The 19,153-nt window shown below is 59.7% G+C and carries 11 protein-coding genes; 6 read left to right on the top strand and 5 right to left on the bottom strand.

What is annotated here, in order from left to right; translation table 11 throughout:
* Positions 1–183 precede the first annotated feature (183 nt).
* From EIY71_RS02525 to EIY71_RS02515, 3 genes are all read right to left on the bottom strand, one after another.
* Entirely contained in the window at positions 184–2,934 is a 2,751-nt protein-coding gene (locus tag EIY71_RS02525) for an RHS repeat-associated core domain-containing protein (protein WP_134020370.1), read from the bottom strand.
* Positions 2,931–7,385, bottom strand: coding sequence for a SpvB/TcaC N-terminal domain-containing protein (locus EIY71_RS02520; protein WP_134020367.1), 4,455 nt, complete (start codon positions 7,383–7,385; stop codon positions 2,931–2,933). Before EIY71_RS02520 ends, EIY71_RS02525 begins: the two co-directional genes overlap by 4 nt.
* 163 nt (positions 7,386–7,548) lie before the next feature.
* A complete protein-coding gene (locus tag EIY71_RS02515) occupies positions 7,549–9,072 on the bottom strand; it encodes a fumarate hydratase (protein WP_007960181.1) in 1,524 nt (507 codons plus the stop codon).
* 311 nt (positions 9,073–9,383) lie between these two features.
* Between EIY71_RS02515 and EIY71_RS02510 the strand changes: the two genes are divergently transcribed.
* The 3 genes from EIY71_RS02510 to EIY71_RS02500 are packed head-to-tail and all read left to right on the top strand — an operon-like array spanning position 9,384 to position 12,197.
* Positions 9,384–10,490, top strand: coding sequence for a diguanylate cyclase (locus EIY71_RS02510; protein WP_085745233.1), 1,107 nt, complete (start codon positions 9,384–9,386; stop codon positions 10,488–10,490).
* Positions 10,483–11,418, top strand: a complete 936-nt coding sequence (locus EIY71_RS02505; protein WP_085745232.1) for an iron-sulfur-binding ferredoxin reductase — start codon at positions 10,483–10,485, stop codon at positions 11,416–11,418. Before EIY71_RS02510 ends, EIY71_RS02505 begins: the two co-directional genes overlap by 8 nt.
* 29 nt (positions 11,419–11,447) lie before the next feature.
* Positions 11,448–12,197, top strand: coding sequence for an enoyl-CoA hydratase-related protein (locus tag EIY71_RS02500; RefSeq protein WP_102687231.1), 750 nt, complete (start codon positions 11,448–11,450; stop codon positions 12,195–12,197).
* 230 nt (positions 12,198–12,427) lie between these two features.
* Here EIY71_RS02500 and pyk read toward each other — a convergent pair whose 3' ends face one another.
* Complete coding sequence (pyk, locus tag EIY71_RS02495; RefSeq protein ID WP_007951250.1) at positions 12,428–13,879, bottom strand: pyruvate kinase; 1,452 nt, start codon at positions 13,877–13,879, stop codon at positions 12,428–12,430.
* A 176-nt stretch (positions 13,880–14,055) separates the two neighbouring features.
* Here pyk and EIY71_RS02490 point away from each other — a divergent pair, with 176 nt between their 5' ends.
* Positions 14,056–14,442: a tol-pal system YbgF family protein gene (locus tag EIY71_RS02490; protein ID WP_011335675.1), complete on the top strand. Its 387-nt coding sequence runs from the start codon at positions 14,056–14,058 to the stop codon at positions 14,440–14,442.
* A gap of 218 nt (positions 14,443–14,660) precedes the next feature.
* The gene (locus EIY71_RS02485) at positions 14,661–15,020 is read left to right on the top strand and encodes a PilZ domain-containing protein (RefSeq protein WP_007951248.1); all 360 of its coding nucleotides are present in this window, start codon (positions 14,661–14,663) and stop codon (positions 15,018–15,020) included.
* Between the two features lie 45 nt (positions 15,021–15,065).
* Here EIY71_RS02485 and EIY71_RS02480 read toward each other — a convergent pair whose 3' ends face one another.
* Complete coding sequence (locus tag EIY71_RS02480) at positions 15,066–15,470, bottom strand: DUF6124 family protein (RefSeq protein WP_134020364.1); 405 nt, start codon at positions 15,468–15,470, stop codon at positions 15,066–15,068.
* A gap of 470 nt (positions 15,471–15,940) precedes the next feature.
* Between EIY71_RS02480 and EIY71_RS02475 the strand changes: the two genes are divergently transcribed.
* Entirely contained in the window at positions 15,941–19,135 is a 3,195-nt protein-coding gene (locus tag EIY71_RS02475) for a hypothetical protein (protein WP_134020361.1), read from the top strand.
* Positions 19,136–19,153: the final 18 nt, after the last annotated feature.

The raw sequence follows: 19,153 nt of genomic DNA, 5'->3' as shown, positions 1-19,153 counted from the left end.
TGTTATCACACTATAAAATCCGTGTGTTCACGGGCTGCCCTCTGTCTGGCCCGGTGGTGTCGAAGCGTGTTTGCCAGACCGCGGAGCATGTCAGTGATTTTCCCCCGATGACCCTGGGTGTCCATCATTGCCACTTGACCAGATTTTCACCTTTGCGTGCCCGGTTTGATCACCTGTCGGTTGTTAGTTGTTCTTCTGTTTGTGCGCGGTCCGCCTGCCATAGGTCTTGAGCATTTGCTTTCTGTCATCGACAACGTACAAGGCTTTTTCAGTGAGTGCGTGCAGATTTTCGAGTCTGACTGATCTGGCTTGTTGAGTGCCGACTCTCCCTTGCGCCAGATCGAGTAGATGATCGACATCCGAGTTGTAGAACTCGTTGACCCCAAGCTCGCTGAAGGCTATTTGGCCGGCATTGGATACTCTGACAACTTTCTCACGCAATGCGTCGAGCGCATTCAGATGCGCGTCGATCTCTTGTGAAAACATGCCTTCTTCGGCCCTGCTTCCCTGTTCTGCCACTTTCGCGAGTTCTATTAATTCTCCGACGCCGTAGAGTTGTGATCCCCCGGTGGCGGAGATGGCATTGACCGAGGCTTCGATGGCGTCCTTTGGCTCAAAAGATCTGATGTGCATGAAAGCATCGAGGGGGCCACTTTCCACACCCCTCGACTGTTGCGAGATTGATTCAGCCGATATATCGGCTTTGCGGGGTATCAGAGGGTTGGAAACGTCCTGAAAGTTTGAAAAGGCCATATCGACCAGTTCAGCGGAACGATCAGCGGTGAAGTTGCCGATGGTCAGCCCCTTGAGTTCACCCACCATTGATGAATAAGGATCTCCTCCGGCTAATGTTTCCACCGCACTGAAGAGATCGTTTGTGGAGAACCAACTGGCAAGAACCTTCGAGACTTGTACGACAAATTTTGCAGTGGTGACGGTACGGAACCGACTCCGACTCGAAAGGTTGTCAATCTGTCGTTCGAGAACGTCCATTTGCCTGTTGGCTGCACTCAGGAAGTTCATCGAGTAGTCAGCCTGCCTTTTCAGCTCTGCAGGTGTCCTGGTCTGCCCGTTAGTGTCGACGTATGTCATCGGGTTGTTCCCGACAAATGCGTACCGGTTCAGCCCGTCCTCATCCCCGGCCGGGTCGCTGCTGACCCAGCGACACAACCACGGCGCGTAATACCGCACGCCGTAGTAATAAAGCCCGGTGGCGTCCGCTTCCTCGCCTGAGTAGCGGATGAACTTGTAGTCCGCTTCGATCTGCGAGCGGGCTGCCATCGACGCGGTGCCGCCGAAGGCGTAGTAGCTTTCGCGGCTGATTATCTGCGCCCGTTGATCAATCTCCGTCACGCTCGATCCCAGGTGGTCGGAATGGGAATAACGCACCTGATCAACATCGATGCCCGGCGGCTTTCCGGCTACCCAGTGCAGGCAAGTCACCTCACCGATACCGGTTGCGACAGTGATCCGGTGCAATTCCTCACCGCTGCTTTTGGTGCGGATTTCCAGACTTCCCACGTAATGCACTTCATCCACGTGGCTGACTTTGCTGGTGTGGGTTTCGTGACGTTTGTAGACCCTGGTGCCCTGGCTGTATTGGTACAGCTCCTGATCCGATGGCCCGCTGTCATGTTCGACGAGGGTCAGCGATTGCAGTTGGTTGCGGCTGTTCCAGTCGAGCGGCTGGTCGGCTTGCAGATGCCTGAGATTGCCGGCAGGGTCGAACAGAGCGCCGAAATCAGGGACCGGGTCCCCCGTTTTCCAGCGCACACCGCGATTGCTCGCAGGGTCAATGAACATCTCGCGGGTGTAGGTGTTGCCGTCGCGAACGTGGGTCAATTTCTTCAGGTTGTTGCCATCGTCGTATTCGAAAGACTCGACGTAGTTGAGTCGGTCATTGGGATCGGTGGGTTGCGGCCGCCCGGGGTTGTCTGCGGGCGGGGCGTCGCTGTAACCAGTGGCGTGCTTCAGCCGGTACATCGAGTCATAGACAAATGCACGTTCACCGTCGACCCGCTGGTTGCGGAAAAACGTCGTTTTGTAGGTGGGAGCGACAATCCGGATGACGTTTCCTGCTGCGTCGTACTCATACTCGAAATCCTGAACCGCCGGTTCTGATGCCTTTTGCGCATATTGGCGAAGCAGGCATCCGTCGGCCTGCCGGTAGTGCCAGTGGCTGGTCACGCCGTTGCCGAGCCGTTGCTCGGTGATCTGGCCGGCAGCGTTGTAAGTCGCGCCGTTCAAAATATTCTGGAGGTTTTGTCCACTGAGTTGCAGCTGCACTTGAATAAGCTGCCCGGCGATGTCGTAGGTCGATTGTTGTACATGCCCGCCGGCGTCGGTGATTTGCAGCCGCGCACCGACGGCGCTGAAGCGCTGGCGGCTGGTGCAGATCTTGCCGTCCTTGAAGGTGCGGGTTTCTTCCAGTGACGGGCCGCTCATGGCGAAACTGTTGATTTGTAACGTGCCCGATGGATCGCTTAGCGCCGTCATCTGACCGCGCAGGTTGTGCGTCGGGTCGGCCAGGGCGTCGTCGTAGTTGAAGTTTTCGATGCCGGTTACCCCGTTTTCCGTGACGCTCCGCAGCCGCAGTTGCGGGTCGTAGCCCATCTCCCGGTGATTGTCGTTTGCATCCCAGCTTTGCAGTAGCTCGCTGCCGAGGCCGGGCAGGACAGTGTGTTCTCCGCCGTCGACGTTGTGGGTTCTGACCGCCATGCCATCGAGTCTGTGCACCGTTGTTGTATTGGGTGTGGACAGGCGCGGATCTCGCTGTGCAACCAGGTGGCCGGCCACGTCATATTGCAGTCGGTTGATGAGCGCTCGCACCTCTCCGCCGGCCACCGTGCGCAGATAGTCAACGTGCCTGACAGCCTCGCCACGGGGGCTGATTACCGACATCTTCGGTGTGAGATGGTGCACGCCGGTGTTCATGACTTGACCCGTTTTGCAGGTTTTGCCGGCGTGGTTTTCTTCGCCGGCCCGGCGGGCGCTGGTTCGTGGGTATCGTTGAAGTCGTAACTGAGTTTGAACCACGGATGCAGAAGCTCGAACGCCAGATCGCCCAAGGCATTGAGTGTCCGGACCGGACGCCCCAACGCGTCGTAGAACATTTGGTCGTGATAGCCGTGCTCACGCATGGCGCTGTCATTGATGCAGCGATGGGTGTCGAGGAAATAAGGGCGATAGGTCCGAATCGGTTCGCCCTTGTGGTTGTATTCGATGCGTCCCATGACCCGCCAGCGACGCGCGGCGGGCATTTCAATCGGCTTGCCGTCGGCGCCGGTCTCGAGGCCGTTATCGGACGTGGCCACAAAGGCATCGCCCGGCGGCACTAGCTGTTTGCTTTGCAGTTCCCGGCCGAATCCGTCGACGTAGCGAAGGGTCATCTGAATCTGTTGCAACGGGTCGGTGTGATAGCGGTCGGCAACCAGGTTGAGGCTGTGAACCGGCTGCCTGAGGGCGGTCTGGATGATATTGAGCAGGGTCTGTTCGCTGGCAGTGCGTTTTTTCAGCCTGGTCAACCCGCGCAGGGCCGATGCGCGTATGTGCCCGTCGGGCAGGATCAGGCCGTTGGCGATCCATTGCTTTCTTTTGAGCCGCGCCGTTTTGACCGGTAGCAATGGCATCCAGCTGAACAGATCGGTGCGCACCACGCCGGCAGCGGACGCCAGCACGGTTTTCGGATTGGCGAGGGCAAACTCGACGCTCAGATCAGACTGAGGTGGATAAACGGACAGAGGTTCGAAACCGGCGCGCACGCCCCCTTCGGTTCCATGAGAACTGTGCGCGATGGGATGCCCCCCCGCTTCGTACAGCACTTCGTGAATATTCTCGTTGGGGTCGGTGACACTCCACGGCAGCAGTGTGTGCATGTCGTAGGTCACTGTCGTGACGCAGCCGTCCGGCGGTCTTATGGCAATGGTCAGCAGATGGTCTGCGTCCCGGGTGATGTGGGTTGCGCCATGGCTGGCGGTCGGTTGCACATCGGTGACGTGATAAAAACCGTTGGCATTGTCGTAAGTAAAGAAGCCGCTCCGTGCCGACCACAGGTTTTGCAGCTGATCCTGTGCCGAGTCTTCCGGGAAGAACAGCTTCATCGGGGCGTAGCCGATTTTTGCCAACTCGTCCCGAATGACAATCGGGACGTCGTCGTAGGCCGCCAGTGCTTTTTTGTCGAACACCGCCTGCTCGGTTGGCCCCGCCAATGGCGGATACAGAATCTCGCCGGCCGCCTCCAGATAGGTTTGTTGCGAGAGCGAGGTCAGCTCGCGGGCCGCTGTCCATTGCGCACTGTCTTTGTGTAGGACGACGTTTTCGAAACTGATTGCGTCCGCAGTCAATCCACCCGGCAATGCCCCCTTGGGCAACATCAGCGCATTGCCGCGCTTGCGCAAGGGCAGATTGAGCAGCCAGTGGCCGTCAGTGATCAGGTGCGTGTGCTCGACAAGGGTTTCCGCCAGATAGAAGTGCCGCTGTTGCTCATCGTGACTGTCCACCCAGGCGCGCCGCTGATCCTCTTGATCGAAGGGCGGTTCGTCTGTTTCGGTTCGACGGCGTGCGCAGGCAACCGTCAGGCTGTGAGTCAGTTGGCCGTATTCGTTCCACGCCAGATTGACCACGTGCTGACAGTTAGGGTCGTCCATGAAACGTTCGTATTGTTGGCTGCGGCTTTCCAGTTCCAGCACCAGCAGGCTGGATGGGCTTTCGTTGACGACCCGCACCCGATAGCGGGACTCGTTCAGAGAGAACAGGCGCGCAGGGGCAGGGTCGTCTGCCTGGCAGACTTCGGTGCGAAGCAGGCGACCCGCCAGGGCGTAGGCAATTTCGGGGGCGTCGGCCTTGCGTCGCTTGCGAATGCGCTCTTTGCGAAGTTTTGTGTCGTAGGCTGAAATGACAGTGGGGCACAGTGGCTGTATCTCATCGTCGAGGTCGCCAATATTGTTCAAAACCAGATCGATACTTTTGCCGGTATGAAACCAGTGCGTCATCCGCATCGGCGCCGTATGGCCGCTCTCGGCCTTGCCCGATTCCAGTTCGCTGTCGATCTGACAGACCCGGCCGAAGCCGCGGAATTCGCGCTCGAGCCCGTCGTAGTGACCCTCGAAATACTCGTGGAACTGCATCAGGTAATTACCGGTAACTTCATCATCCTGACGCAACCATTCGAGCACCATCTGCGGGAACGGCAGATGGCAGACCGGGCGCCTGCGTGCGATCAGCTCCTGGCGTTTTTCATCCAGCCAGAACTGTGCGCTGCTGCGATAACTCAGGGTGGCGCTGTAGCCCATGTTGTTATTGCAGCCGGTAAGCAGGTACGGCCGCTCACTGACAAAGTGATACACCCAGTGCCGCGGTTTCATGTGTGGCACGGTCAGCAGCAGGCTGGCGCAGCCAATGCCTTGCAGATCGGCGAAGGTCACCTGGCAGAGGTTGTCATAGCGCACGCCTCTGGGCCATGGGACGCGTACCGGCGTCGCGGCCAGGCCATTGCCGCCCTGGTTGAGCCAGATTTCGAAATAATCCGAAGACAAGTAAATGAAGGCCGGGGCACCGGAGCCGTCCAGATCGGCGATACGCACCCGGTCGGCATCGAACTCGCCATAGTTGAACGGCAAGTCGCTCAACTTGAAACCTTCTGCGAACCGACCATGGCCGAGGCTGATCCAGCAACGGATTTCATCGTGGCGAATCCGGCATAGCTCCATTCCACTGGCGCCCATGTTGCTGAAGGTCACCAGTGCGCTTTTGTCATCGCTGAACAGCGGCAATCTGTCCGGGGCATGGGGTACATCCTGGCCGGGAGCGAAGCCCTTTTCCCTCAGGTTCGCATACACCCGCACGCTGTTCGGGCCGATGAGGGCCATCGATTCCAGCCCGTCACCGCTAAAGTCGCCCATTCGCGCTGAATAATGGAAAAATTCCACAGGGAACTGGCTGAAAGGTTTGAACAATGACCAGTTTCGATCCGGGTTGAGCGTGTAATAACCGCTGCCACCGAGCTGCGCGACCACCCAGTCCAGACGTCCGTTGCCGGTAAGATCGGTGAGGATCTGCAGCACTGATTTACTGCTGTCGGCATTGGGGATCAATGGCAGCAAAGACCATGGGTCGTAGTTGATCTCGTCCGTCCCGGGTGTGCCGCGCAAGGGTTCGCGGTAGTACCAGGCGTTGTTGTACTGGCAAAGGAAACCGGGCAAACCTTCACCATAGAGATCGACGCAATGATAGGGCTGGCCGTTGTCGAGGCCGGGCATGCGATCAAGTGCAAGGAAGGCTTGGGGCAGTGTGTTGAGCACAAGAGCCTGATTGAAATACTCGATCGGAGGCGTGTGTTTGACCTGGCCGGCGGCGTCATAACTCATGTGATGCGCGGCTTTCAGCTGGTTGTATTGCTGCGGCGTGGTTTCGTGTTCCAGTAACAGGCGATTGACCAGGGCCGGAGCGGGGCCGGTGTGGTTGAACAGCAGAAACTGCCGACACAGGCGCCGGGTGCCGACCTCGAAGCCGAAACGATGCATGCGAAACGGATCGGAGCGCACCGTCCAGGCGTTTTCGTTGGCGGCCGTGTACGGTGGGATGTCGTCATAGCCAGCGACGCGTTCGCCGTAGTCGACGACCAGCCGGAACAGCCAGTCCAGCAGTTCTGGCTGCTCATTACCAAGGCAATACAGATCAGTGCTGGCGCTCTTGTTGCAGTAACAGACCTGACGCAAATAACGTTGGGCCTGGTAATCAAAACGAGCGTCGGCGACTTTGTCATCGGCCTTGTATTCGTAAAAGATGTTTTCTCCCACCGCGTTCCGGGTTTCCACCAGCAACCACGTGGCGATATTGCCTGGGTCTGCCGGGTCGTAGATGCGTGAGCCCGGGTTATTGCCATAGCAATCTTGCGAGCCGTCAGCGCGGAACACGATCCAGAAGGTATTGCCGTCGGCAGAGGTCCAGCGTTCGTAGCGGTCGAACGTACTTTCCAGGCGAGGGATGTAGCGCACCACGGAAAACTTGCGGGCGTTCTTGCCCTTGCCACGGGTGCGCCGGGTTGCCTTGATCTTGCCGCGGGTTGTCAGTTCGGGTCGCAGTTCGGTGCCGTCCGCCTGCATGACGTCGTCGGGTGCGTATTTCGGTACGCCCTTGCTGGTCTTGCGGGAGATGACTGGCAGCGGCAAGTCCCAGCCGAGGCCGCACTTGCCGTTACCCGCGTTGCCGTCATAGACCAGTTGCAGGTCAGGATTGAGCGAGCGCGCAGCGATGATCGGCAACGTCAATGAGTAAGACCGTTGCCCGGTCGCACCGATCTCCCCCCAACTGCGTCCATTGGTGGCAATGGACGCAGTTTTGGCAATGGAGGGCGGGGTGACGAGCGCATCTGCATCAGGAACCATAGCAACGCAACCAGTGAATGCCGAGATTGCACGCTAACAGAGCATTTTTCCTTCGACACCTGTCAGATCTGACAGGTGTCTTTGTCTGCACTTTATGGCAGGCGAAAAAAAGGCCGGGCGGTCATTGCTGACCGCCCGGCCTTTTCACTGACGGATGAAGCGCTTACTGCACTTCAACCGCCAGGCTTTCGCTGATCTTCTGTTGCCAGATCGCAGGACCGGTGATGTGTACCGATTCACCTTTGCTGTCCACCGCGACGGTGACCGGCATGTCCTTGACCTCGAACTCGTAGATCGCTTCCATGCCCAGCTCGGCGAACGCCAGGACCTTGGACTTCTTGATCGCTTGCGCCACCAGGTAAGCGGCACCGCCGACGGCCATCAGGTACACGGCCTTGTTGTCCTTGATCGCGTCGATGGCGGTCGGGCCACGCTCGGACTTGCCGATCATGCCCAACAGGCCGGTCTGCTCGAGGATCTGACGGGTGAACTTGTCCATCCGCGTGGCGGTGGTCGGGCCAGCGGGACCAACCACTTCGTCACCGACCGGATCAACCGGGCCGACGTAGTAGATGAAGCGACCTTTGAGGTCCACCGGCAGGGTTTCGCCCTTGTTCAGCATCTCGACCATGCGCTTGTGCGCGGCGTCGCGACCGGTGAGCATCTTGCCGTTGAGCAGGACGGTTTCGCCCGGCTTCCAGCTCTGCACGTCTTCCGGGGTCAGGGTGTCGAGGTTGACGCGACGGGCCGACGGGCCGGCTTCCCAGACGATTTCCGGGTAGGCGTCCAGCGGTGGCGCTTCCAGCGAAGCAGGGCCGGAACCGTCGAGCACGAAGTGCGCGTGACGGGTGGCGGCGCAGTTCGGGATCATGCACACCGGCAAAGAGGCGGCGTGGGTCGGGTAATCCATGATCTTCACGTCGAGCACGGTGGTCAGGCCACCGAGGCCCTGGGCGCCGATGCCCAGCTGGTTGACCTTCTCGAACAGCTCCAGACGCATTTCTTCGATGCGGTTCTGCGGGCCACGGGCTTTGAGCTCGTGAATGTCGATGGATTCCATCAACACTTCTTTCGCCATGACGGCGGCTTTCTCGGCAGTGCCGCCGATGCCGATGCCCAGCATGCCCGGTGGGCACCAGCCGGCGCCCATGGTCGGAACGGTCTTCAGTACCCAGTCAACGATCGAGTCGGACGGGTTGAGCATGGCCATTTTCGACTTGTTCTCGGAACCGCCGCCCTTGGCCGCTACGTCCACTTCCACGGTGTTACCCGGAACGATGGAGTAGTGGATGACCGCCGGGGTGTTGTCCTTGGTGTTTTTACGAGCGCCCGCCGGGTCGGCCAGGATCGAAGCACGCAGGACGTTTTCCGGCAGGTTGTAGGCGCGGCGCACGCCTTCGTTGATCATGTCGTCCAGGCTCATGGTCGCGCCATCCCAACGCACGTCCATGCCCACACGCACGAACACGGTCACGATGCCGGTGTCCTGGCAGATCGGCCGGTGGCCGGTGGCGCACATGCGCGAGTTGATCAGGATCTGCGCCATCGAGTCACGGGCCGCTGGCGATTCTTCGCGCAGGTAGGCTTCGTGCATCGCCTGGATGAAATCCACGGGGTGGTAGTAGGAAATGAACTGCAGGGCGTCGGCAACGCTCTGAATCAGGTCGTCTTGCTTGATCACGGTCATGAGTCGCGCTCCTCTAAAAGACGGGAACATTCAATAAGGTGCCTGCGGCTTGGGTGCATCGGTCGGTCGCAGACACCTTTCAAGGCACGCCGGGGCTGCTGGCGCGACGCTAAAAAGGCGCGGCAGTATACCGCGCCTCGGTGGCGGGCACATCTGCCGGGAGTCATTCGTTGGTCGCATGGCTGCAGGTTTTTGACGCCAAATACCCGGCCCGAAAATCAATGGTCATTTATCGACTGGGCCACTAAAGTGGCAGCCGGTCTGTAGAGTAGGACACTCGGTCAGCCTCTTATCGCACGGTGAGTCAACGATTGACCCATAACGCCATTCAACGTCTTTTGCTCAAACGCTTCGCCCTCGCTGCAGCCACCTATGGATTGGCTTTGCTGCTGCTGTGGCTGGCGTATTTCACTGGTCATTACAATGACTCACTGGCCGGCGTCGCCGTCGGCAGTGCACTGGTGGTAATCAGTCAGGCGACCCTGTTTGCCCTATTCTTTTCTGGCTGCAACCTGCGTTTTTCCGACCCGAGCCTGACGGAAGCACAAGTGCTGCTTGGCCTCGGCTGGCAGACGTGGCTGATTGCACATCTGGAGGAGGCTCGGGGCGAGTTTCTGGTCTTTTATGTGCTGATCCTGCTGTTCGGCCTGTTCCATCTTTCACAACGGGCGTTCGTGCGCTGCGCGATGCTGGTGTTCTTCAGCTTCTGCGCCATCACGCTGTGGGACGGTTATCACATGCGTCTTCACGATCCGGCGCTGTCCGCGTTGCAGGCGTGCATTCTGCTGATCGTGCTGGCGTGGCTGGTGATTTACGCGCGTTTCGTCCAGACGTCGCGCCAACGCATGCGCCAGCGGCGGTTCGCCTTGCAGGCGCATCAGGACACCCTGCGCGGGATGATGCGCCAGCTCGAAGACCTGGTGGCCACCGACGAATTGACCGGGCTGTTCAATCGCCGGCATTTCCTGCGCCTGGCCACCCGCGAGCTGAATGCGATGGAGGCCGACGTGGTGCATGGCCTGGCGCTGATCGACCTCGACCACTTCAAACGCATCAACGATATTCACGGCCATGCCGCCGGCGATCAGGTGCTGCAAGCCTTCGCCGGGGTGGCCGGGGCCTGTCTGCGCGACGGCGATGTGCTGGCGCGATATGGTGGTGAAGAATTCGTGGTGCTGCTGCCCGATTGCAACGCCGAGCGCCTGACCGCCTGTTGCGAACGGCTGCGCATCGCCTTCACCGACGTCGAACTGGTGGGCCTGAACGTGAAAAACCTGAGCCTGTCCGCCGGCATGACCCTGCTGGAACTGGGCGATGATCTGGACGATGCCTTGCAGCGTGCCGATCAGGCGCTCTACCGGGCCAAGCGTGACGGGCGCAACCGTTGCGCAGCCGCGTGGGAGAACGTCGATGCCTGAACTGCGGGTCGGTGAACGACAGTGGTCGGTGGCAGCGGGCAGCAACCTGCTCGATGCCCTCAATCAGAACGGTGTGGCGGTGCCTTATAGCTGCCGCGCCGGCAGTTGCCATGCGTGTCTGGTGCAATGCGTGCAGGGCTTGCCCGCCGACAGTCGCCCCGATGCCTTGAGCGCCGAGCAGCGTGATCAGGGCTGGCGGCTGGCCTGTCAGTGCCAGGTGATCGAAGACTTGCAGGTGCATACTTTCGACCCCGTCACCGATGGTCGCTCGGCCACGGTCGAAGCGCTGGACTGGCTCGGCGACAGCGTGCTGCGATTGCGCCTGACACCCCAGCGGCCGTTGCGCTACAGCGCCGGCCAGCATCTGGTGCTATGGGCCGGCCACATTGCGCGGCCTTATTCGCTGGCAAGCCTGCCGGAAGAAGACCGCTTTCTCGAGTTCCACCTCGATTGCCGCCAGCCCGGCGAATTCAGCGATGCCGCGCGCCGCCTACAGATCGGCGACCCGATCCGCCTCGGCGAACTGCGCGGCGGTGCGTTGCATTACGACCCGGACTGGCATGACCGGCCGCTGTGGCTGCTCGCCGCCGGCACCGGGCTCGGCCCGTTGTTCGGTGTCTTGCGCGAAGCCTTGCGTCACGATCATCGCGGCGCCATCCGCGTCATTCATCTGGCCCATGATGCCGACGGGCATTACCTGGCCAAACCCCTTGAAGCACTGGCCGCGCAGCGGGAAAACCTCAGCGTCGAAGGGTGGACGGCGGCCGAGTTGCCGGGCGCTTTGGCGCAACTGCGCCTTGTCTCCCGACAAACCCTGGCCTTAGTCTGCGGCTCGACTGCCAGTGTCGACGCGTTTGCCAAGCGTCTGTTCCTGGCCGGACTGCCGCGCAATCAACTGCTGGCCGATGTCTTCCTGAGCCGTGGTTGAGCGCTGAATTCTCAGACGCGAGACCTGCCATGCCCGAAGCCATCCTGCTGCACCGCGAACGCGGTTTGCTGACCCTGCGCCTCAACCGTCCCGACAAGAAAAACGCCCTGACCCGCGCCATGTACAGCCAGTTGGCCGATGCGCTCAAACAGGCGAATCACGACCCCGAAATCAACGCCGTGCTGATCACCGGCAGCGCTGAGTGTTTCACCGCCGGCAACGACATCGCCGACTTCATCCAGCAACCGCCGAGCGACCTCGACAGCCCGGTGTTTCACTTCATGCTCGAACTGCTCGAATGCCGCAAACCGGTAATTGCCGCCGTGGCCGGGGCGGCGGTGGGGATTGGCACGACGCTGTTGCTGCATTGCGATCTGGTGTACGTGGCGCGGGATGCGCGGTTGCGCATGCCGTTCGTCAACCTCGGTTTGTGCCCGGAGTTCGGTTCCAGCCTGATCCTGCCGCGCTTGCTCGGGCAGGCCAAGGCATCGGAGCTGTTGTTGCTGGGTGAAGGCTTCACCGGTGAGCAGGCGGCGCAATGGGGCATCGCAACCGAGGCGCTGGGCAGTGGCGAAGCCGCGTTGGCCAAGGCGCGGGAGATGGCGCTGCGGTTTGACGAGCTGCCGGCCGAGGCGGTGCGCATCAGCAAGCAACTGATGCGCGCGCCGGATCGCGAGTTGATCCGCAAGGTGATCGAGGAGGAGGGCGCGCTGTTCACCCAGCGGCTGCGCTCGCCGGAGGCGTTGGCGGCGTTGACCGGGTTCATCAAACGCCATTGAGATATCCGCCGACCGCCGACCGCCGACCGCCGACCGCCGCCGCACTCCGTGCACCGATCGTTCCCACGCTCTGCGTGGGAATGCAGCCCGGGACGCTCCGCGTCCCATGCCGAAGCGGACGCGGAGCGTCCATTGAGGCATTCCCACACGGAGCGTGGGAACGATCAATCTGAAATGAAAAAGCCCCGCCATTCACATGGCGGGGCTTTTCGTTTTCAGCAACCGGTCACTCAGACCTGCGGGTCGCCCACGTGCAGGATCTTCATGCCGTTGGTGCCGCCGGTGGTGTGGTAGCTGTCGCCCTTGGTCAGGATGACCCAGTCGCCTTTCTCGACCACGCCGCGCTTGACCAGCTCGTCGATGGCTTTCTGGCTGACTTCGTTCGGGGCCAGCGAAGCCGGGTCGAACGGTACGGTGTACACGCCACGGAACATCGCCGCGCGGGCCTGGGCTTCGCGGTGCGGGGTGAAGCAGTAGATCGGCACCGACGAACGGATACGCGACATGATCAGCGGGGTGTAGCCGCTTTCGGTCAGCGCGATGATCGCCTTGACGCCCGGGAAGTGGTTGGCGGTGTACATGGTCGCCAGCGCGATGCTCTCGTCGCAGCGCTCGAATTCCTTGCCGATGCGGTGGCTGGAGGTCTTGCTGGTCGGGTGCTTTTCAGCGCCGACGCAGATGCGCGCCATCGCCTGCACGGCTTCCAGCGGATAAGCGCCGGCAGCGGATTCGGCAGACAGCATCACGGCGTCGGTGTAGTCGAGCACGGCGTTGGCCACGTCGGACACTTCGGCGCGGGTCGGCATCGGGTTCTGGATCATCGACTCCATCATCTGGGTCGCCACGATCACCGCTTTGTTGTGGCGGCGTGCGTGCAGAATGATTTTCTTCTGGATGCCCACCAGTTCGGCGTCGCCGATTTCCACACCCAGGTCGCCACGGGCAACCATCACGGCGTCGGAAGCCTTGATCAGGCCGTCGAGGGTTTCGTCGTCGGCCACGGCTTCGGCGCGTTCGATCTTCGCCACCAGCCAGGCGGTGCCGCCGGCTTCGTCGCGCAGTTGACGGGCGTAGTTCATGTCGGCGGCGTCACGCGGGAAGGACACGGCGAGGTAGTCGACTTCCATTTCAGCGGCGAGCTTGATGTCGGCCTTGTCTTTTTCAGTCAGGGCCGGAGCGGTCAGGCCGCCACCGCGACGGTTGATGCCTTTGTGGTCGGACAGCGGGCCGCCGATGGTCACGACGCAGTTCAGCTCGGTCGCGGTGGCGGTTTCAACGCGCATGACCACGCGGCCGTCGTCGAGCAGCAGCTCGTCGCCCACGCCGCAGTCCTTGACCAGGTCCGGGTAGTCGATGCCGACCACCTGCTGGTTGCCTTCGGTCAGCGGATGGCTGGTGGAGAAGGTGAACTGGTCACCGATCTTCAGCTCGATGCGCTTGTTGGCGAATTTGGCGATTCGGATTTTCGGGCCTTGCAGGTCACCCAGCAAGGCGACGAAGCGGCCGTGCTTGGCAGCGAGGTCACGCACCAGCTTCGCGCGAGCCTTGTGCTCGTCGGGGGTGCCGTGGGAGAAGTTCAGACGGGCGACGTCCAGGCCAGCCAGAATCAGCTGTTCGAGAACTTCCGGCGAGTTACTGGCCGGGCCAAGGGTAGCGACGATTTTGGTACGACGGACGGACATGCAAAGACTCCTCAAGTTCAAGCGCCAGCGAAGGCTACTATGCTCTTGGGGTGTAGTCATTGTTCGTTTGCACTACTTAATACTTTCTTTATTGAACACGGCAACTTTGGGACAAACGCGCCTGAAGATTTCCGACCAGGGGTCGATACAGAGCACAAGACAGGAGAACCCCCCCCATGCGATTCGTGCCCATTGCCGCCCTTGCCCTCAGCGTCCTCGCCGCTTCGGGCTGCACCCGTTGGTCGATGAACCATCATTTGAACAACGCCTACAGCGCCTACGACCGGGGCAACTGCGAGCAAGTGATGCTCGAACTGTCCAAGGTCGAACGCGCCAGCCGTGCCCGCCCTTACGTGTGGCCGGAAGTGTCGATGATGCGCGGCCAGTGCCTCGAGCGGCAGAAAATGTTCGTCGATGCGGCGCAGACCTATCAGTTCATCATCGCCTCGTACCCCAACAGCGAATACGCCTACCGCGCCCGCGCGCGTCTGGAAACCCTGCAGAGCCTGGGTCACTACCCGACTCGCAGCGCTGCCGCCGTGGTCCGTCCAACCCGGTTCTGATGGCGGTTGTCATACAAAAGCTGGCTGCTTGTATAGGGTGAGCTATAGTCGAATGAAACCGGTGCAGATCGAATTCTGTACCGGCGCAACACCTGCGACTGGCATGAGATGCACGTGGCGAGCGCCACACCGGGAGCGGGGAGAGCGAACCTGACGCACAGGTCCGTTCCGAAGCGAGAGTGCGGCTCTGTGATGGAGCCTTGCATGGCGAACTGAGTATGTTTACCGACCGTCGAATCGAACGGCATCAGCTGCCGTATTTTCTGCGAGTGTTCAACAGCGTCACCGACAAACCCATCGGCTTTCTGGGCAATGTGTCCGAAGACGGTTTGATGCTCATCAGCCAGTTGCCGATGATGATCGGTGCCGAGTTCAACCTGCGCCTGAAAATCCCCTTGGGCGAGGGTTGTCAGCAGGTTATCGACCTGACGGCTTGTTGCCTGTGGTGCCACGAAGACGCGACCCCCCGACACTACGACGCCGGCTTCAGCCTGTACCGGACACCGCCCGAGTATGGGCAACTGGTCGAGGCGTTGAAGCAGTATTTCAGTTTTCAGCCGTTGCCGGCCTCGGCCTGAAAACAAAAAAGGGCCACAACCTGACGAAGGTTGTGGCCTTTTTTCTTATGCGGTTATCGCAATCGCCCGCTCGTTATCCAGCGTCTTCTCCACCAGCAACAACCCCAACTCACTCAACTGATAGATCGCCATCGCCAGATGCCGCGGCTTGTCGTCCAGGCTGTCGGCCAGGTCGAGCAGCAGGATGCTGACTGACGAAAAGGTTTCGTAGGTCTGGATGGCGATGGCTTCGGGGTTGATCTCGGGATCGACCTTGAACATCTGCATGCGGCGATCCACGGAATTGCGCGGTTTTTCGGGCGAGGGATTGAGGTAGAAATCCAGAGCCCGGTGAGCGGCGTCGTGGAGTTTCTTTGAATCGACGGAGGCGTAGGGGGAGACCGGATCGGGTTGATCGGACGGTTCTGTTGGGTCGGTGTCCAGTGGTGGATTTGGAGTTGCTTTGAACATAAACGTAAATCCTCTAGTGGGCCTGCCACCACCTCGCGACTAAACGAGGGGTGGCGGCTGAACGCAGGTTAGTCGACCGGGAGGAATTACGAAAAACCGGCGCGCCCGAGGGCGCCCTGCGTACAGCCACCATCGAGTGCGGGGATAGGGAGTACCCGACTTGATGACGCTTATACACCTTTCGTAATACCTGCCCGAGCGACTAAACCCGGCCGCTGATTGGCAGCGACACGGATCAAGTTACGGGGCAACGCCAAGGCGCACAAGCCGGCGGATTCTGAGTGATTTGTAGGCAATGGCACAAGCCGTCGTAGCCCGTTGTTACGACTTGCAGGACGCTGCCGAACCGGGCTGTGGGAAGAGTTACCGTTTGTCGGGACTGTCAGATTTTACAGGTGTCGGCCATAACCGAATTGGCATTAATGAGAACGGTCAGCTCGTGTCCTATACATCCCGTCGAGGAGCAGGTTATGGAAGATCATGAAGAAGGCACCATTGAAAATGATGTTCCAGACACGAGCATTTCGACGTTGCCATCATTCATCCAGTCAGATGAAGTTTTGGAGGAACGACAAGAGATCAGAGCGTACAAAACCGTTGCAGGCACTGCCTATTGGTGCAGTTTGGAATTTTTCAGTGAATTTACTGCGGACGGTAGTCAATTCAAGTGCAGAACATCACGTTATAACGCCAAGGCTAATGGAGGGACAAAGGGCAACTTATATGTCAGAGCCAGCAGTCAGAACACATGGGATTTCACCTGGAATGATATAGGTAACCAAAACGGCCAGTGGAATACGCTGGAAGCTACCGGGTGGATTAATTCACCGAGCGGGAGCGCCACTGTTTACTTCAAATACATTTATGACAGATCTGGTGCCAGTGACGTAGAAATGGATGTGGACATCGTCCTCACCTTCAAGCCCGCCACGCCCGTCATTACAAGCCCCTCAGGGAATGTGGCAACGACTCCATTCACGGTTACCGGCACGCGAGGCATTCCTAACGCTGGAACTATCACCCTGCATAATGCCAATGGCGGTGCTCAACTCGCTACTGCGGTTATTGCGACCGATGGAAGTTGGACTGCCTCTGTCGCCTTTCCCCCCGGCCTTAAGACGCTGACTTTCTACGCCAAACAGACTATCCGGAATTCTGTTTCAGACGAGTCCAACCGTGTCACTGTGAATCTGGTGGTGGCTGCTGTCACCATTGACTCTCCAAAATCCGGTGACTCGCTGCGAGAGCGTCAACCGGTGATCAATGGCAAGGGCCATTCGGGAGCGACAATCAAGGTCTACGAGGCTGATAGTGGGGTGATTCTCTATGGATCTGGAACGGCCCAAGGCGGACAGTGGAGCATACGGCTGACCACACCGCTCCCCATCGGGCGGTTCACTTTTCATGTAAGCCAGGACTATGCCGGGGAAACGACATGGTCCGACAAGGTGCCTGTTTTCGTTTTGCCCGGATTGCCTGTCATTACCCAACCCGCCGCCCAATCAGAACAGAACCGTTCATTCACGGTCAGCGGCACCGGGGGCGAGGTCGGGGCCATCATGAGGATCCATCTCGATCTGAATGATGCGGTGGTTGGCTCTCTTCAATCGGTAGCAGGGAATGACTGGAGTGTACCGGTCGTTATCCCGGCCAGTATCGCTCCCGGCGAAGTCCGCCTTACTGCCCAGCAGACTTTGGGAGTGCCTTCCGATCGAAGCGATTATCGGCCATTTAAAATAAAACCCCCGCAACCGAGCAAACTGACGGTACAGGTCGATGCCCAAGGCAAGGTGACCCTCGGAGGTGTCGGACATATCAGTGCGACGTTCTATCTCCACGTCGTGAACAACGGGACGCCTCTCCACTCCTTTACCGTGACAACGTCTCCCTGGTCGGTGTTCTTTCCCGATTGGTTGCCGGGTACTTCGCTGATCGGTGGCCGACAAAGTGTGCCCGACGGTGTAGGGCAGCCGATCTATTCGGACTGGATATCGGAGGGCACCACGGTCGTGGTGCCTGTTCCTCGTCCAACATTGAGTGTGCGCGTCAGCCCGGACGGCATTCCTACGTTTTCCGGTACGGGCAGGAACTGGTCCGGTCAACCGGCCTCCAGAATCGAGGTCCGACTGGAAGGCGCCAGCTCCGCGATCGTGCCGATCGTCGACGTTTCCGAAGATACGACCTGGACCAGCACGGCAACAGCACGCTGGGCTCCTGGTACGTATCAGGTTACGGCCATTCAGTGGTTCACAATGCTGCAATCGGAAAGGGTTCAACCGCCTGTTTCGGTGGTCATCTCCGCCCCCCCTGCCGTTATCGAAAAAGTGACCCCGAACGGCTTGTTTGCAACGGTTGCTGGCCAATGCTGGCCGGGAGCGGTGCTGACGATCAAGTTCAGCGACGATACTACCCCCTATCCGGTTACGGATACGGACAAGAACGGGCAATGGGACTTCCAGCGCCCCACGGCGTTTCGCCCCGGCAGGCACTTGGTCACGGTCACGCAGACTTTCGGCGGGCAAACCTCTAATCCGGTGTCCATGTCCTTCGATATAGCGGTGAGCGTACCGGTGATCACCCCACCACCCGGTGGGCAAACGGATCATTTGCCGGTATTGCACGGCACCGGCGGGATCGACGGCTTCACGATCAGCGTTTTCGATTTCGTGACCCTCGACCGGTTGGGAGAGACGCTCGCAACAGGGAATGCCTGGTCGGTACAGCTCACGGAACTCGACTACCTGACCCAAACCGTTTTCGCCATACAGGTGCTGGGTGACTTGCAATCGCTGCCCAGCACTTCGGTCGCTTTCAAAGTGGTTTTGTATGCGCCAAGGATCGACTTTCCAACAACAAGAACATCGGTCCCCCGTACATTCACGGTCGAAGGTTATGCCAGAGCAGGGAAAGGATTCGTCCGGACTGAGGTCGATGTGTATCTCGACGGCGTTCCCTTTCGTATTTATCCGCATTTTGGCGATGGATATTTCAAACAGAATTTCACACGGCCAGTGGGGCCATGCGTACTGAAAGCCAGGCAGTATTTCAAGGATCAGGAGTCGCCACTTAGCGAGGATGTGCAGGTCACGATCGTTCCCGACAAGGCATACATTGAAACGCCAGGTAGTGGTGAGGCTGTCGGACGTACTGCGGTGATCTGCGGGTTCGGATACGCAAGAGATACCGTCGTGGTTGCTTTGCCGGGTGGTGCGGAGCTGGGGCAGGCCAAGGTCCAGGAAAACGGGACATGGTTTTGCCGGATCGAAATCCCAGGGACCGGCACCGACCTTTCACTCGTCACCGAGCAGCGCAAGGGGGAGTTCCACTCCGGTTGGTCCGAGGCAAGACCCCTGCAGCGCCTTGCGCCCCCACCCTCATTCAACGAACCGTCGGAGGGCAAGTGGGAGGGAGCAACGCCCAGATTCGCAGGCGGTGCTCTGGCGGGTCCGAAGGTTGATGTGGTCGCCTGGTATGACTCCGAGGATAAACATGCCAAGTCTCTTGTGACCAACGGCGGACGTTGGGCCGGAATATCGGAGCGAAATCTGCCTGCTGGCCCGCAATGGGCCTGTGCCGTACAGGTCGTGGGTGGAAAACATTCCATGCCAGCGGACAGCAAGCGATTCGATGTCGCGCCGCCTGACGAACCGCCAAGTCAGGCTTAATCCGACCAAAGGTCAAGT

It is taken from the genome of Pseudomonas sp. CH235, from assembly GCF_004368175.1.
Classification (GTDB): Bacteria; Pseudomonadota; Gammaproteobacteria; order Pseudomonadales; family Pseudomonadaceae; genus Aquipseudomonas; species Aquipseudomonas paraglycinae.
The sequence above is the reverse complement of the archived record's forward strand: the minus strand, read 5'-3'. Positions and strand labels throughout refer to the sequence as shown.